This is a genomic window from Mycobacterium sp. ACS4331 (genome assembly GCF_001667265.1).
GTDB lineage: Bacteria > Actinomycetota > Actinomycetes > Mycobacteriales > Mycobacteriaceae > Mycobacterium.
The window spans coordinates 65585-89994 of the sequence record NZ_LZHW01000013.1 but is presented as its reverse complement, the minus strand read 5'-3'; the positions used below and the strand labels follow the sequence as shown (position 1 = coordinate 89994).

General features: G+C 69.3%; 23 protein-coding genes. 11 read left to right on the top strand and 12 right to left on the bottom strand.

Annotated elements, in window-relative coordinates; translation table 11 throughout:
* The first annotated feature begins 148 nt into the window (after positions 1-148).
* On the top strand, positions 149-1945 hold the full coding sequence (locus A5727_RS04130) for an acetyl/propionyl/methylcrotonyl-CoA carboxylase subunit alpha (RefSeq protein ID WP_068244909.1): 1797 nt from the start codon (positions 149-151) through the stop codon (positions 1943-1945).
* Between the two features lie 55 nt (positions 1946-2000).
* On the opposite strand, the gene A5727_RS04125 is transcribed toward A5727_RS04130, so the two are convergent.
* Complete coding sequence (locus A5727_RS04125) at positions 2001-2726, bottom strand: SDR family oxidoreductase (RefSeq protein ID WP_068244907.1); 726 nt, start codon at positions 2724-2726, stop codon at positions 2001-2003.
* 75 nt (positions 2727-2801) lie between these two features.
* Between A5727_RS04125 and A5727_RS04120 the strand changes: the two genes are divergently transcribed.
* Both A5727_RS04120 and A5727_RS04115 read left to right on the top strand, forming a co-directional pair.
* Positions 2802-3122: a hypothetical protein gene (locus tag A5727_RS04120; RefSeq protein WP_068244905.1), complete on the top strand. Its 321-nt coding sequence runs from the start codon at positions 2802-2804 to the stop codon at positions 3120-3122.
* A gap of 5 nt (positions 3123-3127) precedes the next feature.
* Entirely contained in the window at positions 3128-4123 is a 996-nt protein-coding gene (locus A5727_RS04115) for a malate dehydrogenase (protein ID WP_068244901.1), read from the top strand.
* Here the strand turns inward: A5727_RS04115 and A5727_RS04110 are convergent, their stop codons facing one another.
* The 5 genes from A5727_RS04110 to A5727_RS04090 all read right to left on the bottom strand — a co-directional run bounded on the left by A5727_RS04110 (position 4124) and on the right by A5727_RS04090 (position 7170).
* Positions 4124-4657 (bottom strand): nucleotidyltransferase family protein, encoded by a 534-nt coding sequence (locus tag A5727_RS04110; RefSeq protein ID WP_068244899.1) that lies wholly within the window; start codon positions 4655-4657, stop codon positions 4124-4126.
* A complete protein-coding gene (locus tag A5727_RS04105; protein ID WP_502687652.1) occupies positions 4654-5379 on the bottom strand; it encodes a SigB/SigF/SigG family RNA polymerase sigma factor in 726 nt (241 codons plus the stop codon). The genes A5727_RS04110 and A5727_RS04105 overlap by 4 nt, the downstream gene beginning before the upstream one ends.
* A gap of 62 nt (positions 5380-5441) precedes the next feature.
* Positions 5442-5894 (bottom strand): ATP-binding protein, encoded by a 453-nt coding sequence (locus A5727_RS04100; protein WP_068244894.1) that lies wholly within the window; start codon positions 5892-5894, stop codon positions 5442-5444.
* Positions 5895-6082: 188 nt separating this feature from the next.
* Positions 6083-6472 (bottom strand): hypothetical protein, encoded by a 390-nt coding sequence (locus A5727_RS04095; RefSeq protein WP_068244890.1) that lies wholly within the window; start codon positions 6470-6472, stop codon positions 6083-6085.
* Between the two features lie 74 nt (positions 6473-6546).
* On the bottom strand, positions 6547-7170 hold the full coding sequence (locus A5727_RS04090) for a TIGR03085 family metal-binding protein (protein WP_068244888.1): 624 nt from the start codon (positions 7168-7170) through the stop codon (positions 6547-6549).
* A 37-nt stretch (positions 7171-7207) separates the two neighbouring features.
* On the opposite strand from A5727_RS04090, the gene A5727_RS04085 reads away from it, so the two are divergent.
* Positions 7208-7783 (top strand): restriction endonuclease, encoded by a 576-nt coding sequence (locus A5727_RS04085; RefSeq protein ID WP_068244885.1) that lies wholly within the window; start codon positions 7208-7210, stop codon positions 7781-7783.
* On the opposite strand, the gene lat is transcribed toward A5727_RS04085, so the two are convergent.
* Positions 7775-9151: an L-lysine 6-transaminase gene (gene lat, locus A5727_RS04080; RefSeq protein ID WP_068244883.1), complete on the bottom strand. Its 1377-nt coding sequence runs from the start codon at positions 9149-9151 to the stop codon at positions 7775-7777. The two genes, A5727_RS04085 and lat, sit on opposite strands and share 9 nt — an antisense overlap.
* Positions 9152-9202: 51 nt before the next feature.
* Positions 9203-9658: an Lrp/AsnC family transcriptional regulator gene (locus A5727_RS04075; RefSeq protein ID WP_068244880.1), complete on the bottom strand. Its 456-nt coding sequence runs from the start codon at positions 9656-9658 to the stop codon at positions 9203-9205.
* 30 nt (positions 9659-9688) lie between these two features.
* Here A5727_RS04075 and hglS point away from each other — a divergent pair, with 30 nt between their 5' ends.
* Positions 9689-10924: a 2-oxoadipate dioxygenase/decarboxylase gene (hglS, locus tag A5727_RS04070; RefSeq protein ID WP_068244877.1), complete on the top strand. Its 1236-nt coding sequence runs from the start codon at positions 9689-9691 to the stop codon at positions 10922-10924.
* A complete protein-coding gene (amaB, locus tag A5727_RS04065; protein ID WP_068244874.1) occupies positions 10921-12468 on the top strand; it encodes an L-piperidine-6-carboxylate dehydrogenase in 1548 nt (515 codons plus the stop codon). Before hglS ends, amaB begins: the two co-directional genes overlap by 4 nt.
* Positions 12469-12475: 7 nt before the next feature.
* Here amaB and A5727_RS04060 read toward each other — a convergent pair whose 3' ends face one another.
* The 3 genes from A5727_RS04060 to A5727_RS04050 all read right to left on the bottom strand — a co-directional run bounded on the left by A5727_RS04060 (position 12476) and on the right by A5727_RS04050 (position 13704).
* Entirely contained in the window at positions 12476-12811 is a 336-nt protein-coding gene (locus A5727_RS04060; RefSeq protein ID WP_068245333.1) for a heme-binding protein, read from the bottom strand.
* A gap of 138 nt (positions 12812-12949) precedes the next feature.
* Complete coding sequence (locus A5727_RS04055) at positions 12950-13294, bottom strand: hypothetical protein (protein WP_157521204.1); 345 nt, start codon at positions 13292-13294, stop codon at positions 12950-12952.
* A 125-nt stretch (positions 13295-13419) separates the two neighbouring features.
* Positions 13420-13704 carry a hypothetical protein gene (locus A5727_RS04050; protein WP_157521203.1) on the bottom strand — a complete coding sequence of 95 codons (285 nt, stop codon included), beginning with the start codon at positions 13702-13704 and terminating at the stop codon, positions 13420-13422.
* A gap of 229 nt (positions 13705-13933) precedes the next feature.
* Between A5727_RS04050 and A5727_RS04045 the strand changes: the two genes are divergently transcribed.
* The 3 genes from A5727_RS04045 to A5727_RS04035 are packed head-to-tail and all read left to right on the top strand — an operon-like array spanning position 13934 to position 16832.
* Entirely contained in the window at positions 13934-14494 is a 561-nt protein-coding gene (locus A5727_RS04045) for a hypothetical protein (RefSeq protein ID WP_068244864.1), read from the top strand.
* A complete protein-coding gene (locus A5727_RS04040; protein ID WP_068244862.1) occupies positions 14491-15822 on the top strand; it encodes a Dyp-type peroxidase in 1332 nt (443 codons plus the stop codon). The genes A5727_RS04045 and A5727_RS04040 overlap by 4 nt, the downstream gene beginning before the upstream one ends.
* Complete coding sequence (locus A5727_RS04035) at positions 15822-16832, top strand: hypothetical protein (RefSeq protein WP_068244858.1); 1011 nt, start codon at positions 15822-15824, stop codon at positions 16830-16832. The genes A5727_RS04040 and A5727_RS04035 overlap by 1 nt, the downstream gene beginning before the upstream one ends.
* Positions 16833-16925: 93 nt before the next feature.
* Here A5727_RS04035 and A5727_RS04030 read toward each other — a convergent pair whose 3' ends face one another.
* On the bottom strand, positions 16926-19025 hold the full coding sequence (locus A5727_RS04030) for a winged helix-turn-helix domain-containing protein (protein ID WP_068244851.1): 2100 nt from the start codon (positions 19023-19025) through the stop codon (positions 16926-16928).
* Between the two features lie 83 nt (positions 19026-19108).
* Here A5727_RS04030 and A5727_RS04025 point away from each other — a divergent pair, with 83 nt between their 5' ends.
* Together A5727_RS04025 and nei2 are read left to right on the top strand one after the other, a co-directional pair.
* Positions 19109-23653: an ATP-dependent helicase gene (locus A5727_RS04025; RefSeq protein WP_068245330.1), complete on the top strand. Its 4545-nt coding sequence runs from the start codon at positions 19109-19111 to the stop codon at positions 23651-23653.
* On the top strand, positions 23653-24405 hold the full coding sequence (gene nei2, locus A5727_RS04020; RefSeq protein WP_068244846.1) for an endonuclease VIII Nei2: 753 nt from the start codon (positions 23653-23655) through the stop codon (positions 24403-24405). Before A5727_RS04025 ends, nei2 begins: the two co-directional genes overlap by 1 nt.
* The last annotated feature ends 5 nt before the right edge of the window (positions 24406-24410 follow it).

The following is a 24410-nucleotide window of genomic DNA, read 5'->3' as shown; positions in this document are numbered from 1 at the left end:
CGCTGAAGAAACCTACTCACCAGTAACCGGCACCGCCTCACCGGACACGATTCGCGGCGCTTAAACTGCCCCAGATAGATTCTTAAAGACGTTTCTTAGACATGTGGGCGGCCAGGCCCTAATCGTTGAGTCACAGTAGGAGGCACAGGTGCCCAGTCACGCCAGTTCGACCATCTCCAAGGTCCTGGTAGCCAACCGCGGCGAAATCGCCGTCCGTGTGATCCGTGCGGCCAAGGACGCGGGACTGCAGAGTGTCGCGGTGTACGCCGAACCCGACGCTGACGCCCCTCACGTCCGGTTGGCCGACGAGGCGTTCGCCCTCGGCGGGCAGACCTCCGCGGAGTCCTACCTGGTGTTCGAGAAGCTGCTCGACGCGGCCGAGAAGTCCGGCGCCAACGCGATCCACCCGGGTTACGGCTTCCTCTCGGAGAACGCCGACTTCGCCCAGGCCGTCATCGACGCCGGACTGATCTGGATCGGCCCCAGCCCGCAGTCCATCCGTGACCTCGGCGACAAGGTGACCGCGCGTCACATCGCCGCTCGCGCCCAGGCCCCGCTGGTTCCGGGCACCCCTGACCCGGTCAAGGACGCCGACGAGGTCGTCGCGTTCGCCCAGGAGTACGGCGTGCCGGTCGCGATCAAGGCCGCCTTCGGCGGTGGCGGCCGCGGCATGAAGGTCGCCCGCTCCATCGAGGAGATCCCCGAACTGTTCGAGTCGGCCACCCGTGAGGCCGTGGCGGCCTTCGGTCGCGGCGAGTGCTTCGTCGAGCGCTACCTCGACAAGCCGCGCCACGTCGAGGCCCAGGTGATCGCCGACAAGCACGGCAACGTCATCGTCGCGGGCACGCGTGACTGCTCGCTGCAGCGCCGCTTCCAGAAGCTGGTCGAGGAGGCCCCGGCGCCGTTCCTGACCGACGCGCAGCGCAAGGAGATCCACGAGTCCGCCAAGCGCATCTGCAAGGAGGCCGGCTACTACGGCGCCGGCACCGTGGAGTACCTCGTCGGTCAGGACGGCCTGATCAGCTTCCTCGAGGTCAACACCCGCCTGCAGGTGGAGCACCCGGTCACCGAGGAGACCGCGGGCATCGACCTGGTGCGTCAGCAGTTCCGCATCGCCAACGGCGAGAAGCTGGACATCACCGAGGATCCGACCCCGCGCGGTCACTCGTTCGAGTTCCGCATCAACGGCGAGGACGCCGGTCGCGGCTTCCTGCCCGCTCCCGGCCCCGTCAACCGCTTCGATCCCCCGACCGGCCCCGGTGTGCGCCTGGACTCGGGTGTGGAGACCGGTTCGGTCATCGGCGGACAGTTCGACTCGATGCTGGCCAAGCTGATCGTCACCGGCGCGACCCGCGAAGAGGCGCTGGAGCGCTCTCGCCGCGCCCTGGCTGAGTTCCACGTCGAGGGCCTCGCCACGGTGATCCCGTTCCACCGCGCGGTGGTCAGCGATCCGGCGTTCATCGGCGACGACAACGGCTTCTCGGTGCACACCCGGTGGATCGAGACCGAGTGGGACAACACCATCGAACCGTTCACCGGCGGCGGAGCCGTCGATGCCGAAGAGGCCGAGCCGCGGCAGAAGGTCGTCGTCGAGGTCGGCGGCCGCCGCCTCGAGGTCTCGCTGCCCGGCGACCTGGCGATCGGCAACGGCGGCGCGCCCGCCCACGGCGCGATCCGCAAGAAGCCCAAGGCCCGCAAGCGCGGCGCCCACGGCGGTGCGGCCGCCTCCGGCGACGCCGTGACCGCCCCGATGCAGGGCACCGTGGTCAAGGTCGCCGTCGAGGAGGGACAGACCGTCGCTGCCGGTGACCTCGTCGTGGTCCTGGAGGCCATGAAGATGGAGAACCCGGTGACCGCGCACAAGGACGGCACCATCACGGGGCTGTCGGCCGAGGCCGGCGCCGCGATCACCCAGGGCACCGTGCTCTGCGAGATCAAGGACTGACGGCACCACCGAACACCGCGACTGAGCCGCCCAGGGTCCGCCCTGGGCGGCTCAGTCATTGGAACCGGGTCGTGCCGAGCTCCGCGCCGTTGCCGGTGACCAGGCTCCGCTCCTGCAGCGTGGTGCCGAAGTACCGGGCCTCGGCGCTGACCGTCACGGGCGTGTCCGCGTGCTGACGGGCCAGCACGACCCGGGCCAGATCCGCAAAGCTCATCGTGTCCGGGCCCCCGATGTCGACCACGCCGTTGCGGGGGCTGTCCTGCGCAGCCCGGGCCACCGCGGCCGCCACGGCGGCCGCGGCGATCGGCTGAATCAGGGCGTCCGGCGCCCGAACCTCACCGTCGATCGTCATCTCCGCGACGATCGCCTCGGCGAACTCCTGGAACTGAGTGGCCCGCACGATGGTGTACGGCAGCCCCGATCCGGTGATGATGCGCTCCTGTGCCACTTTCGCGCGCATGTAGCCGCTGTCCGGCAGGCCATCGCATCCCACGATGGACAGCGCGACGTAGTGCCCGACGCCCTGGTCCGACGCGGTGGCCACGAGGTTGCGCGACGACCTGGTGAAGAAGTCCAGCACCGCGTCGTCGGCGAAGGACGGTGAGTTGGTGACGTCGACGAGCACGTCGGCGCCGGCCAGGGCGTCGGCCAGACCCGCCCCGGTGAGCACGTCGGCACCGGTGTTCCGGGAGGCCGCGACGACCTCGTGGCCGCTTCCCTTCAGGATGTCGACGACGCTGCCGCCGATGAGGCCGCTGGCCCCGAGCACCGTGATCTTCATGCCAGTCCCCCCTCACGGAAAAGCGCCCCGCCCCAGTGACGATACGACTCGAATCCGCATGAGACGCTGTCGTCCATGGATCCCGTCGAGATCAATGCCGGCGCTTGGTATCTGCGAGCACTGCGCGCCGACGATCGCATGGATGACCGACCGGCACTGGCCGAGATCGGAATCACGGACCCGGACTACGTCGCGCAGTCCGAACGGCACTGGTCGGAGGACTCTCGATACACCTGGGCCGTGTGCGAGCCGACCACCGGAGAGATGCTCGCCGAGGCCGCGCTCGACGTCCACACCGGCGAGATCGTCCTGCGGGCGCGCCCCGGACACGATGGGGTCGCCGACACCGCGACACAGGCCGTGGGGCGATTCGCCGGTGCGCTCGGCATAAGCTGACCCCCATGCCGCAACGACCGCACATCGTCACCGTCACAGGCGCCGCCGGTCAGATCGGCTACGCGGCGCTGTTCCGGATCGCCGCGGGCGCCATGTTGGGCCATGACACCCCCGTCCTGCTGCGCCTGCTCGAACTCCCGTCGGCGGTGCGCGCCGCCGAGGGCGTCGTGATGGAACTCGACGACGGCGCCTTCCCCCTCCTGGCCGGGACCGAGATCCACGACGACCCGCGCCGGGCCTTCGACGGGGTCGACATCGCGCTGCTGATCGGCGCCAAACCACGCAGCAAGGGAATGGAGCGGGCCGATCTGCTCAGCGCCAACGCACGGATCTTCGCCGCCGCGGGGGATGCGCTCAACGCCGGCGCCGCATCCGGCGTGCGGGTGCTGGTGGTGGGCAACCCGGCCAACACCAACGCCCTGGTGGCGGCCGCGCACGCACCCGACATCCCGGCGCAGCGGTTCACCGCGCTGACCCGGCTGGATCACAACCGGGCGGTGGCGGCCCTGGCCCGGCACACCGGTGAACCGGTCACCGAGATCTCGCGGATGACCATCTGGGGCAATCACTCCCCCACGCAGTACCCGGACCTGTTCCACGCCATCGTCGCGGGCCGCTCGGGGGCCGACTACGCGGCCGACACCCATTGGCTCACCGACGACTTCATCCCCACCGTGGCACGCCGCGGCACCGCGATCATCGAGGCCCGCGGCGCCAGTTCGGCGGCGTCGGCGGCGAACGGCGCCATCGACCACGTCGACGACTGGGTGCACGGCACACCCGACGGTGACTGGACGTCGGTCGCACTGCCATCGCCGGGCGCCTACGGCGTCGATGAAGGCCTGGTGTGCTCGTTTCCGTGCCGGTCGGTCAACGGGCAGTGGGAAATCGTGGAAGGCCTTGACATCAACGCGTTCTCACGGGCGCGCATCGACGCCTCGGTTGCCGAACTGCGCTCCGAACGTGACGCCGTGGCCGCGCTTGGTCTGCTGCCGACCTGACTACCGTTCGTCGATGTCTTGACCCGTGGCGATGTCGTCGCATCCGACTTCGACGACATCGCCACGCGCCCTGAGGAAGTCGCGAGCACCGTGGTCACCGTGCAGACTCCCGCACACCGCGGGCCAGTGCCGCGCCGCGATCACCACGGGATGTCCTGGGCGCCCGCCGAACACAGCGCGAGCCAACCCGGACTCACCCTGGCCGGCCCGCAGCACCCGGGCGACGACGTCGGCACCGACATCCGGTGTGTCGATGACGTGCAGCACCGCGACGTCCGCCCCATCGGCCGCGCGAAGCCCGGCGCGCACCGAGGCGCTCATGCCGTCCGCCCAGTCTGCCGCAGTGACGGCGCGCGCCGGGGCGGGGACGTCGACCTCGGCGGCGCCCAGCACCACGATCACGTCATCACAGCCACCACGAGCCAACGCACGCACCGCCCGCTGGAGCCAATCACCGTTTTCCGCAAGCACTTTCGGCATGCCGTAGCGTGTTCCCGCGCCCGCGGCCAGCAGTACGCCGGCGACCCGACTCACTCCAACTGCTCACGAAGCCGAGCCAACGCGCGGGCCAGCAACCGCGAGACGTGCATCTGGGAGACGCCCACCCGTTCGGCGATCTGGGTCTGGGTCATCGATTCGAAGAACCTCAGCACCACGACCGTGCGCTCGCGTTCGGGCAGGGATTCCAGCAACGGCCGCAGCGCCTCCCGGTTCTCGATCTGATCGAGCGCCAGATCGACGTCGCCGAGACTGTCCGCGATCGCCGGGGCGTCCTCATCGCCTCCGCCACCACCACTGTCGATGGACAGGGTGTTGTACGAACTGCCCGCGACCAGACCCTCGACCACCTCGTCGCGGTCCATCTCCAGTTCCGCGGCGAGTTCGCTGGCGGTGGGGGCACGGCCCAGCCGCTGAGACAGTTCCGCGGTGGCGCTGCCGAGTCGCAGGTGGAGTTCCTTGAGCCGGCGCGGGACCTTGACCGACCAGCTGTTGTCCCGGAAGTGGCGCCGGACCTCGCCCATGATCGTCGGCACCGCGAACGACACGAAGTCCGACCCGGCGTCGACATCGAAGCGGATGACGGCGTTCACCAGACCCACTCGGGCGACCTGCACCAAGTCGTCGCGGGGCTCGCCGCGGCCATCGAACCGCCGGGCGATGTGGTCGGCCAGGGGCAGACAGCGTTCGACGATGCTGTCGCGCTGACGCTGAAACTTCGCGGAATCGGCCTTCAGCTTCGCCAACTCCCGGAACATGTCGGGCACATCGGCATATTCAGAGGTCGATCGTGAAGACGATCCGCGGGATGCGGCTGGGCTCACCTGCCCGGGCTCACTCTTCTCGTGGTCAACGCGATGCCGAACACCTGCTCGGTCCCATTGACCGGACTGCCGTCGGTGAAGGTGCGCACGTCGTCGGTCAGCGAGGTCAGCACATGCCAGCTGAAGCTGCCCGGGGTGAGGATCTCCTCGACGTTGAGTGTCACGGTGGACACCTCCACCACCACCTCGTCGGGCAGGGGGTCGATGACCAGAACCAGAGTCGCGCCGGGGCCCGCCGACCTGATGAGACGCGTGCATGCCTCGTCGACGGCCAGCCGCAGATCGGCGACGGCATCGAGGTCGAGGTCCTCGAACGTGCCCATCGCACCGATCACTGTGCGCACGGCCGCGAGGTTCTCCAGCTGGGCGGCGACCCGCACTTCGATGGCGCTCGCACTGCGAGCGGAGCGGGTGTCGATGCGCGCCTCGGCGCCTTCGGCATTCGTCATGTGCTGGCCTCCCGGCGGTGTCGGGTTGAGGCTACCCCAGGCACTGGACCCGCCGGCCATACCTGTGACCTCGGGTTTTGGCGGGCATCTGAGTGGGTGTTGGGTGCGCGTGTCATCGTCGCATCACATACCCCGGATTCATGGGAGGCCAAACGCCGAATTCCGCGGTCTCGCTCACACCTTCGCGCTCAGCCTCCGAGGGCAGGACCGGCGATCGGCGGGAGCCCCATGGTCAGGGTCAGCAGCATGACCATCATCAGGAACCAGCCCGCGCCCTGCCAGCCCCACCACGTGCCCTCGGCACGCCAGACCCGGTAGGTGCGCACAAACGCCCACACCGCAGAACCGAACAGGATGGCCGGTGCGAGCAGCCCGAGCAGCGTCCGCTGCGTGGCTCCGCAGGCCACGGTGTCGACGTCGGCCGCCGGGCCGTTGCATGTGCTGGCCCACAGGGCCGCGATGATCAGGAGAGCGACGCCCGCAAGGGCCGCGACGACGGCGAACCTGATGGCGGACCGGACCTCATGGTCCTCCCTGCCCAGATTGTCGCTGCGCCAGCCCTGCTCTGTCCTGCGCATAGCATCCATTGTCCTCACCTTTTCTCAGGTGTTGGCGGATTCCCGAGCAGGCACGCACATAAACGTCGCCGACGTCACAACCCCCGCTTGGCGGTGCGCACGGCATCCACCGCGGCTGCGTCGCCCTCGAACTCCACCCGGGCTTCGTCCCTGCCGAACAGCCAGACCAGCAACTCCGCCGGCGCACCGGTGACCGTCACCTCGGGCCCCGAACCCACCCGGGCCAGCCTCTCGCCGTCAGAGGCGCGCAGGGTCAGCCGAGCGGGAACCTTCGACAGGGCCAGACGAGACAGCCTGGGCACCTGTCGTCGCAGCGCCGACTCGGTGGCCGTGTCGAGATCCCGGGGCTGCCACCCCGGCTGAGCACGCCGGACGTCCTCGTGGTGGACGAACATCTCGACCACGTTGACCACCGAATCCAGCAGCTTGAACGGTGAGAACAGGGGCGGCCCGGACGCCACCTGCTCGACGAGCCGATCCCACTCGGTCGTGGCCGCGATGCGGTCCTGAACCTTGGCGGTGTACCCCGCAAACGGCGCGAGCGCGATGCCGGGCGCGGCGTCGAGACGGTGTTCTCTCAGCACCAGATGCGCCGTGAGGTCGCGGGCGGTCCACCCCTCGCAGAGGGTGGGGGCGTCCGGCCCCACCGAGCGCAGCGTTTCGACGAGCCGGGCACGTTCGGACTGGGCCACCGTCATGACTCCATGCAACCACAGCCCGCCGGCGCCCGATCGGATGTCGGAGCAGCGGCCTACGATCCGGTGCGTGTTGCGGGTCAGGGTGTATGCGGCGTTGGCCGTCGCCGCGGGGCTGGCCGCCCTTCTCACCGGCGCCCGGTCGTGGGTCGCGCTCGTCGTGACCGTCGCGGTCCCTCTGGTCGCGATGGCGCTGCCGCGGTTCGTCAGCGGGGCAGTGGCGGGTCTGCGGACACCCGGTCGGCGAGAACGTCCTGCGGAGTCGATGTCTGGCCTGGAGTTCGAGGACTACGTGGCGCGGGTCGCCCGGGGCTGCGGTGTCCCCGTCATCATGACGCCGCTCACGGGTGACTGGGGCGTCGATCTGATCGTCGGCCGCCGCCCCAATCGGGTTGCTGTGCAATGCAAACGGCAGTCCCGCCCCGTCGGCCCGGGCGCCGTGCAGGAGGTGGTGGCCGGCGCCCCGATGCAGGACTGCGCCGCCACCATGGTGGTCTCGAATCAGCCGTTCACCCCGGCCGCGCAGAAGTTGGCCGACCTTCACGGCTGCGTGCTCGTCGGCGGCCCGGATCTGCCGTATCTGCACCACACGATCCGCAGGCTCACCTCAGGCTGACCGCGCGGTCTCCCCCAATTCGCCCAGCACCGCCCGCACCACCGCGACGGCCTCGTCGATCTCGGAGCGCGAGACCGTCAGGGCAGGCCGGAACCGTACGCTGTCGACACCGCTGGCCAGCATGAGCACACCGTGGACGGCCAGCCCCCGGACGAGGTCGTCGCGCAGGGCCGCGGTCGGCAGGCTGAACGCGCACATCAGCCCGCGTCCGCGGACGTCACGCACCAGCTGCGGCCAGTCGGCGGCCACCTTCTCCAGCCGCGCCAGCAGATGACGGCCCTGCTCGCCTGCATGGGCGAAGAGTTCCTCGGCCTCAATGGTTTCCAGAATGCGACGGCTGCGAACCATGTCCACCAGGTTGCCGCCCCAGGTGGAGTTGATCCGGGAACTGACGCGGAAGACGTTTCCCGCGACCTCGTCGACCCGGCCGCCGGCCATGACGCCGCACACCTGAGTCTTCTTGCCGAAGGCCACGACGTCGGGTCGCACGCCCAGCTGCTGGTATGCCCACGCCGAACCGGTCAGTCCGCATCCGGTCTGCACCTCGTCGAAGATCAGCAGCGCATCGAACTCGTCGCACAGCGCGCGCATCGCGGCGAAGAACTGGGGCCGGAAGTGCCGGTCGCCGCCCTCACCCTGGATGGGTTCGGCGATGAAGCACGCGATGTCATGCGGGTGGGCCTCGAACGCGGCGCGGGCCTGGCGCAGCGACTCCGCCTCCAGCGCATCCATGTCGGCTCCAGGACGCAGATACGGCGCGTCGATGCGCGGCCAGTCGAACTTCGGGAAGCGGGCAACCTTGTTGGGATCGGTGTTGGTCAGCGAGAGCGTGTAACCGCTGCGACCATGGAAGGCACCCCGAAGGTGTAACACCTTGGTGCCCAACGCCGCATCGATCCCGCGCGCCTCGTTGTATCGGCTCTTCCAGTCGAACGCGGCCTTCAGCGCGTTCTCGACCGCGAGCGCACCGCCGTCGACGAAGAACAGGTGCGGCAGCTCCGGGTCCCCGAGCACGCGTGCGAACGTCTCCACAAAGCGGGCCATGGGCACGCTGTAGACGTCGGAGTTGCTGGGCTTGTTGATGGCCGCGGCGGCGAGTTCGGCGCGAAACGCGGGGTCCTCGGCGAGGGCGGGATGGTTCATCCCCAGCGCCGAGGACGCGAAGAACGTGAACATGTCCAGGTGACTGCGCCCGGTGCGGGCGTCGACCAGTCGAGATCCTCGGGACTGCTCCAGGTCCAGGACGAGATCCATGCCGTCGGCCAGGATGTGCCGGGCCAGCACGCCGTGAACGTCGGCAGGGTGTACATCGCTGCGTCCGGAGCGCTGACAGGAGGCGATGTCGGCCGTCGCAAGTACTTCGGTCATGCGGCCATGCTATCGGAGATATTCTCCCCATGCGCCATCTGACAGGATAAATTACGGTACGAATCGCCTATCGCTGTAGAAATTCTGTAAGATGATCGTGCTGCGCGTCTTGACGTTGGCCGCGGTGCGGATCCGCTGAAGCAGACCCTCGAGCGCCCGCGCCGACTCGACGTGGACGAGCAGCACGTAACTGTCCTCACCGGCCACCGAGTGGCACGACTCGATCTCATGGAGGTGCTCCAGCCGTGCCGGCGCATCATCGGGTTCAGAGGGGTCCAGCGGCGTGATCGCGACGAAGGCCGACAACTGCTGGCCGACCGCCTCAGGCGCGACGCGTGCGGCATACCCGGAGATCACGCCGCGGGCCTCGAGCCTGCGCACCCGCGACTGCACCGCCGAGACCGACAGGCCCGCGGTCGACGCGAGATGCGCCAGCGTCGCGCGCCCATCGGCCACCAGTTCACGAAGCAGGGTCCGGTCGATGTCATCGAGCTCGTCGGCGACCATGGGCGGAGACTATCGCAGGAGCGCGCTGACATGAACGCCTCGCAGCACATCCCCTGCTGGCGGCTCCGGGCCATGTTCGCCGCGGCGCTGTCACACATGTACGGCACCGAGGTGCCCGCCTACACCACGCTCGTGCAGGTCAGCGCCGAGGTCAACGCCGCTCATGTCGCCGCCCACCCGGACGACCAGCGGCTGGGTTCGCTGGACCGCGTCACGGCCGAGCGGCACGGCGCCATCCGGGTCGGGACGCCACATGAGCTCGCCCAGGTCGCCGCGCTGTTCTCCGCCTTCGGGATGCACCCCGTCGGCTACTACGACCTGCGCACGGCCGCCGCGCCGGTTCCCGTGGTCTCCACGGCATTCCGGCCGGTGGACTCAGACGAGTTGGCCCGCAACCCCTTCCGGGTCTTCACCTCGATGCTGGCGACCGCCGACGCGCGGTTCTTCAGCGCCGACCTGCGCACCCGCGTGGAGCGGTTCCTGAGCACTCGGGCGCTCTTCGACCCGGAACTGATCGCCACGGCCCGGACCATCGCCGCCGATGGGGGTTGCGCCCCTGAGGCCGCCCAGGAGTTCGTGGCACGCGCCGTCGCGGCGTTCGCACTGTCCCGCGAGCCGATCGACCGGGCCTGGTATGACGAACTGTCGCGGGTCTCGGCCGTCGCGGCCGACATCGCGGGTGTGACCACGACGCACATCAACCACCTCACACCGCGGGTGCTGGACATCGACGAGCTGTACCGCCGGATGAGCAGTCGCGGAATCACGATGATCGACGCGATCCAGGGTCCGCCACGCGTGCACGGTCCCGCTGTTCTGTTGCGCCAGACGTCGTTTCGCGCGCTGGCCGAACCACGCCTGTTCGTCGACGAGCACGCCCGCGTGAGCGAGGGCAGCCTGCGGGTGCGGTTCGGCGAGGTGGAGGCGCGGGGCGTGGCGCTCACGCGCAAGGGACGCCGACACTACGACCTGGCGATGTCCGCACCAGACCCGGCCGCGGTGTGGCACCAGCACTTCCCCGCCACCGATGCGGAGTTCGCCGCGCAGGGGCTGGCGTACTACCGCGGCGGGAATCCCACCGAACCCGTTGTCTACGAGGACTTCCTGCCGGCGTCGGCGGCCGGGATCTTCCGCTCCAACCTCGACGCCGACGCCCACGTCGGCCACGCCGTCGACGACTCGGAGTACAGCGCGAGCTGGCTGTCCGGAGCCATCGGCACCGATCTCCTCGACCCTTACGACCTCTACGAGAAAGCGGCATCATGACCACCATGGAGTCCACATCGATCACCGTCCCCAGCGTCGAAGACCTGCGCGAGCGAGCCGAGGCCGCGTTACGCGCGGTCGGCGCGGACCTCACGCTCGGCGCGCCGGGTGCCGGTGGCGTCCAGGCCAGCACGCCCCTCACCGGCGACGTGCTGTTCTCGCTGACCGAGGCCGGTGCAGACGATGCCGACACCGCGGTCGCGCAGGCGGGACGGGCATTCACGACGTGGCGCACCACACCGGCACCGGTGCGCGGAGCGCTCGTCGGCCGACTGGGCGAACTGTTGGCCGAACACAAGGACGAGCTGGCGCAGTTGGTCACCATCGAGGCCGGCAAGATCACCTCCGAGGCGCTGGGCGAGGTTCAGGAGATGATCGACATCTGCGAGTTCGCCGTCGGACTGTCCCGGCAGTTGTACGGCAGGACCATCGCCTCCGAGCGCCCCGGCCACCGCCTCATGGAGACCTGGCATCCGCTTGGCGTGGTCGGTGTGATCACGGCATTCAACTTCCCGGTTGCGGTGTGGGCCTGGAACACCGCAATCGCCTTGGTCTGCGGCGACACCGTGGTGTGGAAACCATCGGAGCTGACCCCGCTGACGGCCGTCGCGTGCCAGACGCTGATCTCCCGGGCCGCACGGGATGTGGGTGCTCCCGTCGAGGTGAGCCGGCTGCTCCTCGGCGGCCGCGAGGTCGGCGAGGCCCTGGTGGACGATCCGCGGGTCGCGCTGTTGAGCGCCACGGGGTCGGTGCGCATGGGACGCGAGGTCGGGCCGCGGGTCGCGCAGCGGTTCGGACGGGTGCTGCTGGAGTTGGGCGGCAACAACGCCGCGATCGTCACTCCGTCGGCCGACCTGGATCTGGCGGTGCGCGGCATCGTGTTCTCCGCGGCGGGCACCGCGGGCCAGCGCTGCACGACACTGCGCCGGTTGATCGCGCACCGGTCGGTGGTCGATGAACTGGTGTCACGCATCGTCACGGCGTACCGCACTCTGCCCGTGGGGGATCCGTTCACCGAGGGCACGCTGGTGGGGCCGCTGATCCACGAGCGCGCCTACCGCGACATGGTGGGTGCGCTGGAGCAGGCCCGCGCCGACGGCGGTGAGGTGATCGGCGGGCAGCGTCACGGCGACGACGGCGACTCCTTCTACGTCTCCCCCGCCGTGGTGCGCATGCCGTCGCAGACCGCGGTCGTGCACAACGAGACCTTCGCACCCATCCTGTATGTGCTGACCTACGACACCCTCGACGAGGCGATCACCCTGAACAACGCTGTGCCGCAGGGGCTGTCGTCGGCGATCTTCACCACCGACATCCGCGAAGCGGAGCGGTTCATGGCCGCCGACGGTTCCGACTGCGGCATCGCCAATGTCAACATCGGCACCTCGGGCGCCGAGATCGGCGGCGCGTTCGGCGGCGAGAAGGAGACCGGCGGCGGCCGCGAATCCGGGTCGGACGCGTGGAAGGCCTACATGCGCCGCGCCACCAACACCGTCAACTACTCCTCGGACCTGCCGTTGGCGCAGGGCGTGCAGTTCGGCTAGTCCGCGTTCACTCCGGCATGGGCGCGTCACAGCGCGCGCGGAAATCCGCCGCGGGCTGCCTGAGGCCCCTCAGGTCGTTCTGCACCTGCGGGTTGGCCTCCAGGTACGCCGTGATCTGGTCGCGGCGTTCGTCGCGGTTGACGTTCTTGAGTCCGGTGAAGAACGCGTTGACGTCCGGGTGTGTGAACAGATAATCCGACGTCGCGGCCGTGACGCCCGACATGACGCTCGCCAGGTCGGCGGCCGAGCAGTTGGGCGGTTCAGCCAGCGCGACCGGTGCGCCGCCCAAGGCGACCACACCCGCGATGACCGCCGTGCCACACGCTCTACCGAAGAATCCCATCTTCAACTCCTTCACCCCGTCCTCACGACGCCGCCGCTGCCGGTCACAGTAGACCAGACAGTGCCCGAATGGGCCATTGCTGACAACCTGGTGATCTTCTGAACATTCTGCACCGCAGCATGTTTCGCGTTGTGCCCGTCATCTGCGGCCGCCACCCCGGCCGCCACCGCCGCCCCGTCCCGGCAGATCGTTGTTGGGCCGGGGCGGACGCGCCCCGGCGCCGGGGCCGTTGTCGCCGGGGTCGAGCACCACGCCGAAGGACCAGCCGTAATCATCGCAGTACCAGTCGAGATCGCACGGATAGGGCACCACCGGCCCCGAACCGGGCCCCTGCCCGGTGTCCGTGCCGCGCGCATCCCCCTGCGAACACAACGTCGTCCCTCCAGACGTGACGCAGTCCGCAGCAGCCTCGGGAACGGGGGCGGCCACCACCGATATCCCCACCGCGAGTATCGGCAACGACACCATCACTGCCACACGCATCGGCACCCGCTTCCCCCGGCGACCACAACTGATGCCGAAGATATGTCCGTTTATGACGCGTCGTCATCCCCCAGAACGGGGGAGGACACAGCTCGGTCGATCACGAAGTGCGCCGGCGAGTTCGACTAGTTGTGACCGTAGAGTGCGTCGCCGACTCCGATCCCGTAGTCGGTTTCGCAGAACCAGTCGATGGTGCACGGGTAGGGCGTGAACGAACCCCGCTGGGTGACCGAGGGCTGCTGCGGTCCGCTTCCGGTCACCTGGGGTGAGGGTTTCGGCGGCCCGCCGTCCGAGCAGATCATCGTCCCCCGGGTGAAGGTGCAGTCCGCCGAAGCCGCCGGAGCGACCCCCAGGCCTGCCGCGGCCACCGCGACGAATGTCACCAGAACTGTCGCGCTTCTTCTGTCCATCGCGCAGACTCCCGCCCGGCGCCGCAACAGTGCTCAATCATCGTGTGCAGGCCGAGCATCTCTCGGCGCCACAGCCTTTCAGCTTATTCCCAGGCGAGGCCCACACACCACCATTCGGGTCCGAAGCCTTGGCCGCCCCCGGTGTCCTCCCCCGAATTGGGGGACGTGGAGAGGGCAGCGCCGGTCGTAACATCCGAACCATCCACCACACACCCGGAGAGAGTGGACGATGCCCGACACTGAACCCGCCTGGTCCAGGCCCGCCGCGAAGGCCATTCCGCCGGAGGGGTATTTCGATCTTGAGCGGGGCCGGTACGGCCCCGTCTTCCCCCGCACCCCCGCCTGTTATGGGTTCTCGATCATCGCCAAGGTGAAGGAGGGCCGCGAGGAGGCGGTGCGGGCATACGGGAAGCAGATCGAGGAGGCCATCGCCGCCTCACCCGACGTGCTGGCTCCGCTGCGGCTGCACTACCTGCGCTGGGTGCTCTTCGACGTGGGCTCGGGACTGCATTTTCAATATCAGGGCATCTTCGACACCGACTTCGACAAATACACCGAGGACGCCGTCCGGCTGTTCAGTCAGACCGGCATCACCACGGTGTTCACCAACCTCGAGGGATTCCCCGAGGACTGGCAGACCAACCCGGAGGCCTTCATCGACTTCGTTCGGGCGCATCAGTGCCCGAGTTTCCTGGAATACGGCGAATACCCCTACGTCACGGCCGACGAGATCAAGAAGGCCCTGCGCCTCAAGGCCGCGTTCTCCGACATGCTCGATCAGATGCAGTGAACCTCGAACTCGACGACATCCAGCACATCCTGTTGACCCGGACTCCGGCCATGACGGGACGCTATGAGTTCCTGACCTTCGACTCGGCGACCGCGGGCCGGCAGTGGTTGTCCGAACTGCTGGACACGGCGCAGTCCGCGGCCGACGTCCGCGACACGATGGACCGGTCGAAACGCTGGGTCACGTTGGCGTTCACCCACAGTGGGTTGCGCGCGCTCGGCGTGCCCGAACGCGACCTCGCGACCTTCCCGGACGAGTTCCGGGAAGGTATGGCCGCGCGTGCGGACATCCTGGGCGACACCGGAGCCAACGCGCCGCAGCACTGGGTGGGTGGTCTGGCCGACGAGAATCTGCACGCCATCGCGATCCTGTTCGCCCGTGACGATGAGGAGTACCGACGCTGCGTCGGCGAGCATGACGGACTGCTGGCCCGCTGTCCCGGGGTGCGCAGCCTGTCGCACCTCGACCTCAACGCCAATCCCCCGTTCAACTACGCCCACGACCACTTCGGATTCCGCGACCGGTTGTCACAACCGGTCATCGCCGGCTCGGGTGAGGAGCCCACCCCCGGCTCCGGAGCGCCCCTGGCTGCCGGCGAGTTCATCCTCGGTTATCCCGACGAGGACGGACCCGTGACCACTCTGCCGCAGCCCGAGGTGCTCTCGCGCAACGGCAGCTTCATGGCGTATCGCCGCCTGCAGGAACATGTCGGCACGTTCCGGGAGTACCTGCTGTCCCATGCCGAGACACCCGACCAGCAGGAGCTGTTGGCCGCGAAGTTCATGGGCCGCTGGCGCAGCGGCGCACCGCTGGTGCTGGCCCCCACCGCGGATGACCCGGAACTGGGCGCAGACCCGATGCGCAGCAACGACTTCAACTACGGCGAGATGGATCCGCTGGGATACGCCTGTCCTCTTGGGTCACACGCACGTCGGCTCAACCCGCGCGACACCGCGCACTACATGAATCGGCGCAGGATGATACGACGCGGTGCCACCTATGGACCCGCACTCCCCGAGGGCGCACCGGACGACGGGGTGGACCGCGGCATCGCGGCCTTCATCATCTGCGCCAGCCTGGTGCGCCAGTTCGAGTTCGCGCAGAACGTGTGGATCAATGACAGGACGTTCCACGAGCTCGGCAATGAGCACGATCCGATCTGCGGCACCCAGGACGGCACGCTGGACTTCACCGTCCCGAAGCGTCCGATCCGTAAGGTGCACAAGGGCATCCCCGCATTCACCACGCTGCGCGGCGGCGCATATTTCTTTCTTCCGGGGATGCGGGCGCTGCGCCACCTCGCCGATCAGACACCCCGGGGGCAGTGATGACTCTCCGACCCGCCCGCACCTACAACCAGAACCACCAGCACCGCATTCACGACGGCCACCGCCGCATCAGCATCTACTGGACGTGGAGTTATCCGTGGGAGGCACAGCGGGATCCGGCTGCGATGGCCAATCGGTTCTCCACCATGACCGAAGTCCGCAACGTCGTGTACCCGTCGTATGAGACGCCCGAGTTCGAGGCCGCCAACTTCCTGCAGGGCGTCGCGGGCACCCTTGAACTGTTCCACCGCTCGACGTTGAGCTTCCAGGACCTCGTGGGGTCGGTCACCGGTCACCCGGTGGCGGTCTTTCAGCGCGTCGATCAGGCCGGCTACCCGCAGCCGATCGACGAGCGGATTCTCGCCGACACCGACACACTGATGGTGTTCGGTCTTGACCATCTGGTGTCAGGACTGCAGGCCGGCGCCGATGAGGTGGAGGCACTCCGGGACTGGCTGCGCCGCGACGGGACCTGCCTTCTGTTGGCGCCCCACCACGATGTGGGTTTCACCGACGACCTGGCGGTGCGCCAGATGGAGTACGAACACCACGGGGACCGCCTGGTGCCGCGCCAACAGCGGTTCAGCAGCTACACCAGGTCCCTGATGTCCGCCCTCAACGTGCCCGTGCGCAACATCTGGGGCCTGCGCCCCGCTGTGGTGCACGGCACGAAGGACATCGCACCCTTGACGGTGTTCGGTGATCTCGACGGACTCGGGCTGCTCAACGGCGTCCCGACGCTGAGCTTCCACCAGCACCTGCCGCACTACGAGGTGACCGCCGCCGAGGGCGAGCAGGTGCGGGTGCTCGGCCGACAGCGTGTCGACCCGCACCGCCCGCACCCGTTCACCGCCGCGGGCAACACCGAGTTCAACGCCGTCATCTGGCTGCCGCCCGGCGGCGACCGCGCGGGTGACATCGTGCTGATCGACTCGACCCATTTCACGACGCTGTTCGGCGGCACGGACAGCCTGCGGACTCTCTGGCGCAATCTGGCGACCATGGCCTGATCACTGCGGTGAGGCCGCACTGAGGGCGGGAGGTCGAGGGGGCTTCCCGCCCTCAGTGCGGTGTCAGCGGGGCGCGCGTCACCACCTGGGGCGCTAACCGGAGAGCAGCCCGGTCCGCCTGGCCTCGGCGACCGCCTCACCGCGGGACGCCACATCCAGCTTGCGGTAGATCGACGTCGCCTGGCTCTTGACCGTCTCCCGCCCGATCGTGAGCTCATCCGCGATGTGCTGCAGCGACAGATGCGTGGCCAGGTGGGGCAGCAGACGCAATTCGGCAGCCGTCAACGGCTGGCGGCGCCCACGCGAGGCCAGTGCGCGCACCCGGTCAAGCCTGCGGCTCAGACCCAGCGCGCCCGGCTCGCGACGGAGTGCGCGGTCACCCTCGGCGAGATGCCGCAGCATCGTGTCGCGATCCCCGATCACGGCCCCAGTCCACGCCAGCAGCCCGTGCCCCAACAGCGCGGTGCGGGCGGACAGACTGCCCAACCGGGCCAGCAGCCGCTCGGTGATCACGACGGCTTCCCGCGCCGCGCCGACGTCACCCACCCGCGCCGCGGTCACCGCGCTGGTGGCGTACACCACGACCATCGGGACGACGTCGCCGAGATCGTGGGTATCGGCGATGCGCCGGGCCGCGGCGCTGCGTTCGACGCAGCCGATGTCGTCACCGTCGCCGAGGTCGAGCAGCGCCAGGTGCGCCAGTGCGGCGGCCTCGAACCCCGGCAGCTCGGCCAGCGTGGGCAGGGCGGACTCCAACAGTTCTCGAGCGGCGGCGCTGTGGCCCAGCATCGCCTCGGCCGCCCCCTTCATCACCGTCGCCGCCCCCCACCACGGGTTCCCGATGTCCTCGCAGGCGCTGCGCACGGTCTCGGCGTGCCGCAGCACAGCGTGCACACCTGAAACCCCGACGAGTGAACCCACCAGGGCCACAGCGACACTCACCGACGGTGTGCCATCGGACATCGGCTGGCCACGATCGGCACGGACGGCCGACTGCAGTGAGCGCTGGATGAGTTCGGCGTCGCCCTGCAGGACACCGAGCCAGGCCGAGGCGATCGCGGCGTCGGGATACTCGGCCACCGTGCGCTCATCCAGAAGACCGATGCGCCGAGCGAGAATCGCTGTGTGCCCGTCGAATCCGAGTCGGATGGCATCACGGCCCACAAGTGCCGCCGCGTGCGCCCGATCCTGCGCCGCAAGGGATTGGCGCACCGCACCGTCGATGTCACCCTGCTCCGTCAGGAAGCGGCACGCCCTTCTGGCGAGGTCGCGGTACCGCACCGGGTCGCGGGCCAGCACGCGCGCACGGAGCAGATCAGCCAGCAGCCGGTGCCAGCGGTACCAGGCGCGTTCGCGGTCCAGAGGAACCAGCAGAGGGTGGCCCGCGACCCGAATGGCCTCCAGTCGCCTGGCACTGTCGACACGGTCGAGCACCTCGTCCAGCGCGGACGCGCTGAACCGCTCCAGGATCGACGATTCGATCATGAAGTCCACGGACTCGCCATCCAGGGATCCCAGCACCTCCTCGACCAGATAGTCCGCGACCAACGCGTCGCATCCGGTGACGGTCACGGGATCGGCGCCGCCCCGGGTCGCCATGCCGACCAGCGCGATTCCGGCGGGCCAGCCCTCACATCTGTCGAGCACCGTCGCGAGCATCGCCGCGTCGCATGGGCCCGCGACGCCGACGAAGGTCTCGGTCGCCTCCCGATCGGACATCGCCAGATCCTGCGCTCCGACCTCGACGACAGAACCCGAAAGCCGGCGCCGGGCCAGGTGGAGCAGCGGTGCGGCGCGCCCCACCAGGACCACGATCAACGACGCAGGGGGTGTGTCGACGAGCGCCTGCAGGGCCGCGACCGCACGCGTCGAGGTCAGCGTGTGCACATCGTCGATGACGACGACCCGCGTGCCGGCCTGAGCCAGTGACTCGATGTGCCGCAGCAGGTGGACGTACCCGTGGTCGACGGTGTCGGCCGGTACCCACGCGAAGACCCGATCGTCGGACTCGTCCCACTGCACCGTCACGGTGGTCTTGCCGTAGCCCGCGGGGGCCGTGACCACCACCAGATCCCCGTCTCGAGACGCCGACAGCTTCGCCAGCACGCCGGTTCGGCGCACGCTTCCCGCGGGCACCCCCGGACGGCCGGCTGTGACGGCCGCGATGCACGGCTGCCAGTCCCCCGCCACCACAGAGGGATCGTATACACGCAGGTGGGGCACCCGCTGGCGCAATCGCGCATCGATTTGTCGCACCCTGCGGGCACGATGGTGTGGTGGCCCGCTCCCCCGACGCGCTGTCCCGCTTCAGCACGCTGACGCGGAGTTGGTTCACGGGCACCTTCTCCGCGCCCACACCCGCGCAGGCGCAGGCCTGGGAAGCGATCGCCGACGGGCACAACACGCTGGTCATCGCCCCGACCGGGTCGGGTAAGACACTCGCCGCGTTCCTGTGGGCCATCGACGAACTGGCCCGCCACCCGCGTGAGGGCTCGCCCAAGACCAGGGTGCTCTACATCTCGCCGCTGAAGGCCCTGGCCGTCGACGTCGAACGCAACCTGCGCACACCGCTGACCGGTATCGCGCGCATCGCCGAGCGCAACGGCACCGAACCGCCCGCGATCAGCGTCGGAGTGCGGTCCGGCGACACTCCACCCAACCGCCGCCGGGAGCTGCTCACCAAACCGCCGGACATCCTCATCACGACACCGGAGTCGCTGTTCTTGATGTTGACCTCGGCGGCCCGCGAGACTCTCAGTGATGTCCGCACCGTGATCGTCGACGAAGTGCACGCCGTCGCCGCCACCAAACGCGGCGCACATCTGGCGCTGTCCCTGGAACGCCTCGACGCGATGCTGGAGAGGCCCGCGCAGCGGATCGGACTGTCGGCGACGGTGCGGCCCCCCGAGGAGGTGGCGCGCTTCCTGGCCGGGACGGCGTCGGCCACCCCGGCCATCGTCGCGCCACCCGCGGCCAAGACGTTCGAACTCGCAGTGCAGGTGCCCGTACCGGACATGGCCAACCTGACGGACAACAGCATCTGGCCGGACGTCGAGGAGCGCATCGTCGACCTGATCGAGGCGCACAATTCGTCGATCGTGTTCGCCAATTCGCGCCGGTTGGCCGAGCGGCTCACCGCACGCCTCAACGAGATCCACGCCGAGCGCACGGGCACCGAACTGGGCTCGCACAATCCGACCGTCGCAGGCGGCGCCCCCGCGCACATCATGGGCAGCGGACAGACGTTCGGCGCGGCACCGGTGCTGGCGCGGGCACACCACGGGTCGGTGTCCAAAGAGGCCCGCGCCGAGGTCGAGGACGCACTCAAGAGTGGCCAACTCAAGGCCGTCGTCGCGACCTCGAGCCTCGAACTCGGGATCGACATGGGCGCGGTCGATCTGGTCATCCAGGTGGAGACCCCGCCATCGGTGGCCAGCGGCCTGCAACGGATCGGCCGCGCGGGCCATCAGGTCGGCGAGATCAGCCAGGGCGTGCTGTTCCCCAAGCATCGCACCGACCTGATCGGGTGTGCGGTGAGCGTGCAGCGCATGCTGGCCGGTCAGATCGAGACCATGCGGGTGCCGGCCAACCCCCTCGATGTGCTGGCCCAGCACACGGTCGCGGCGTGCGCGCTGGAACCGATCAGCGCCGACGCATGGTTCGACACCGTGCGACGATCGGCCCCGTTCGCGGCGCTGCCGCGCAGCGCCTTTGAAGCCACCCTGGACCTGCTCAGCGGCAAGTACCCGTCAACGGACTTCGCCGAACTTCGTCCACGCATCGTCTACGACCGCGACACCGGGACGTTGACGGCCCGGCCCGGCGCACAGCGCCTGGCGGTCACCTCCGGTGGGGCGATCCCCGACCGTGGCCTGTTCACGGTGTACCTGGCCAGCAGCGCGGACTCCGAGAAGCCTTCGCGTGTCGGAGAACTCGACGAGGAGATGGTCTACGAGTCCCGTCCCGGCGATGTGATCTCCCTGGGCGCCACCAGTTGGCGCATCACCGAGATCACTCACGACCGGGTGCTGGTGGTCCCGGCGCCGGGAGAACCGGCACGGCTGCCGTTCTGGCGCGGCGACGGTGTGGGCAGACCCGTCGAACTGGGCGCGGCGATCGGGGCCTTCACCGGAGAACTGTCGGGCCTGGATCGGGACGCCTTCGAGCAGCGTTGCCGGACAATCGGTTTCGATGCATACGCCACAGACAACCTGTGGCAGCTCTTCGACGAACAGCGCACCGCGACCTCCGTGGTGCCGTCGGACACCACACTGGTCGTCGAGCGGTTCCGCGACGAGCTCGGCGACTGGCGCATCATCCTGCACTCGCCGTACGGCCTTCGGGTGCACGGGCCATTGGCGCTCGCGGTCGGCAAACGGTTGTACGACCGCTACGGCATCGACGAGAAGCCGACGGCGTCCGACGACGGCATCATCGTGCGACTGCCCGACACCGACGACGTGGCGCCCGGTGCCGACATCTTCGTCTTCGACGCCGACGAGATCGAACCGGTGGTGACGGCGGAGGTCGGCGGGTCGGCGCTGTTCGCCTCGCGCTTCCGGGAGTGCGCCGCACGGGCCCTGCTGCTGCCGCGCCGGCATCCCGGCAAGCGTTCACCTCTGTGGCACCAACGGCAGCGCGCCGCACAGCTTCTCGACATCGCGCGCCACCACCCGGACTTCCCGATCGTGCTGGAGGCGGTCCGGGAGTGCCTGCAGGACGTCTACGACGTGCCGATGCTCACCGACCTGATGAGCCGCATCGCACAGCGGCGGGTGCGACTGGTGGAGGTCGAGACCACGACACCCTCACCGTTCGCGGCCTCGCTGCTGTTCGGTTACGTCGGAGCGTTCATGTACGAGGGCGACAGCCCGCTGGCCGAGAGGCGTGCCGCCGCACTGGCATTGGATCCCACGCTGCTGGCCGAACTGCTGGGCCGCATCGAACTGCGCGAACTGCTCGACGCCGACGTCATCGCCTCGACCACCCGCCAGCTGCAGCACCTCACGCCTGAGCGGCAGGCGCGCGACGCCGAGGCGGTCGCAGACCTGCTGCGGCTGCTGGGACCGCTGACCAGCACCGAAATCGCCGATCGGTCCACCGCCGCTGACGTGGGCGGCTGGCTCGAGGGGCTTCGCGCCGCGCGGCGCGTGCACACGGTGTCCTACGCGGGTGAGCACTGGTGGGTTGCGGTGGAGGACATCGCGCGTCTGCGTGACGGGGTCGGCGTGGCCGTGCCGGTCGGCGTGCCGATCGCACTCCTGGATCCGGTCGTCGACCCACTGGGTGAACTGCTCGGACGCTATGCCCGTACCCGGGGGCCCTTCACCACCGCGGCGGCGGCCGCCCGGTTCGGTCTCGGCGTCCGGGTCGCCGCCGACGTGCTCGCCCGCCTGGCCGTCGACGGCAGACTCGTGCGTGGCGAATTCACCGATGTGCCCACCGATGCCGCAGGCGGCGAACAGTGGTGCGACGCCGAGGTTCTCAGGATTCTGCGCCGCCGGTCGCTGGCAGCGCTGCGCGCACAGATCGAACCGGTGAGCACCGCGGCGTATGCGCGATTCCTTCCGGCCTGGCAGATGGTGGGCACCGACGGCGTCTCGGGCACCGATGGCCTGGCCGCGGTGATCGACCAACTGGCGGGCGTGCCGATGCCCGCCTCGGCTGTGGAGCCGTTGATCTTCGGTCAACGGGTGCGGGACTATCAGCCCGCCATGCTCGATGAACTCCTCGCCTCCGGAGAGGTGCTGTGGTCGGGTGCCGGATCGCTGGGCACCTCCGACGGCTGGGTGGCGTTCCACACCGCCGACACCGCACCGTTGACACTGGCCCCACCCGTCGAACTCGACCTCACCGAAACCCATCGCGCCCTGCTCGACGCACTGCACGGCGGCGGGGCCTACTTCTTCCGCCAGCTTTCGGTCGACGGTGTCAGCGCCTCGGAACTCAAAGAAGCACTGTGGCAGTTGATCTGGGCAGGACATGTCACCGGTGACACGTTCGCACCGGTTCGGGCGATGCTCACCGGGGAGCGACGGCCCGGCACGCGCAGGCCCACCGCGCCGGCACACCGGCACCGGCGCGCACCGCGGTTGAGTCGCTACAGCATCGCCCACGGTCAGGCCCGCGACGTCGACCCGACAGTGGCCGGGCGGTGGTCTGCGCTGCCCGAAGCCGAACTGGACACCACGGTGCGCGCCCACTTCCAGGCCGACCTGCTGCTGGGCCGGCACGGCGTGCTGACCAAGGGCGCGGCCACCGCCGAGAATGTTCCGGGTGGATTCGCGATGCTCTACAAGGTCCTGACCGCGGCCGAGGACGCGGGCCGATGCCAACGCGGATATTTCGTCGAATCCCTCGGCGGCGCACAGTTCGCCACCGCCACCACGGTCGACCGCCTTCGCAGTCACGCCGACAGCATCGATGAGGAGCACCGGGTCGGCACCGCGGTCGCACTCGCCGCCACCGACCCGGCCAACCCGTATGGCGCTGCCCTGCCGTGGCCGGCCCGGGCGTCCGAGGGCGACTCGGCTCATCGTCCGGGCCGTAAGGCCGGTGCGCTCGTCGTGCTCGTCGACGGCGCGTTGACCTGGTTCGTCGAGCGGGGTGGACGGTCGCTGCTGAGCTTCACCACCGACCCCGGTGTGCACCACGCCGCGGCTGCGGCGCTGGCCGATCTGGTCCAGACCCGCCGCGTGCCTGGGCTGCTGGTGGAGCGCATCGACGGCGTCAACGTCCTGGAGGACCGCGGGTCAGCAGCCGCCACGGCGCTGGTCTCCGCGGGCTTCTCGCGCACCCCCCGCGGTCTCCGGTTGCGCTGATGCCCGAAGGCGACACCGTGTTCCGCACCGCGGCGAAACTGCGTGAGGCGCTGGTCGGCCGGACCCTGACCCGTTGCGATGTCCGGGTGCCGCGGTTCGCCGCGGCCGACCTCACCGGCGAGACAGTCGACGAGGTGCTCTGTCGCGGCAAGCATCTGTTCATCCGCGTGGGCGCTGCCAGCATCCACTCGCACCTGCTGATGGACGGCAGCTGGCAGATCGGCTCGCGTCCCCGCATCGATCACCGGGCCCGCATCGTGCTGGAGACCGCCGACACCCGCGCCGTCGGCGTCGACCTCGGCGTGTTGGAGGTGCTCGACCGTGCCGGCGACCTCGACGCAGTCGCGCACCTGGGCCCCGATCTGCTGGCCGAGGACTGGTCGGCGGAACAGGCGTGCGCCAACCTCACCGCGGACCCGGCGCGGCCGTTGGCTCAGGCGCTGCTGGACCAGCGGGTGATGGCGGGCATCGGCAACGTCTACGCCAACGAGTTGTGCTTCCTGTTCGGTCTGCGGCCGACGTCCTCGGTGGGTGAGCTGACCAATCCACGCCGCCTCGTCGACCAGGCCCGAAAAATGCTCATGCTCAATCGCATGCGGGTCAACCGCACCACGACGGGTGACACCCACCGGGGCAGGGAGCTGTGGGTGTACGGCCGAGCGACCCAGCCGTGCCGCCGGTGCGGGACACTCATCGACGCCGACCGATCGGCCGAGCGGGTCAGCTACTGGTGTCCTTCCTGTCAACGCTGACCCGC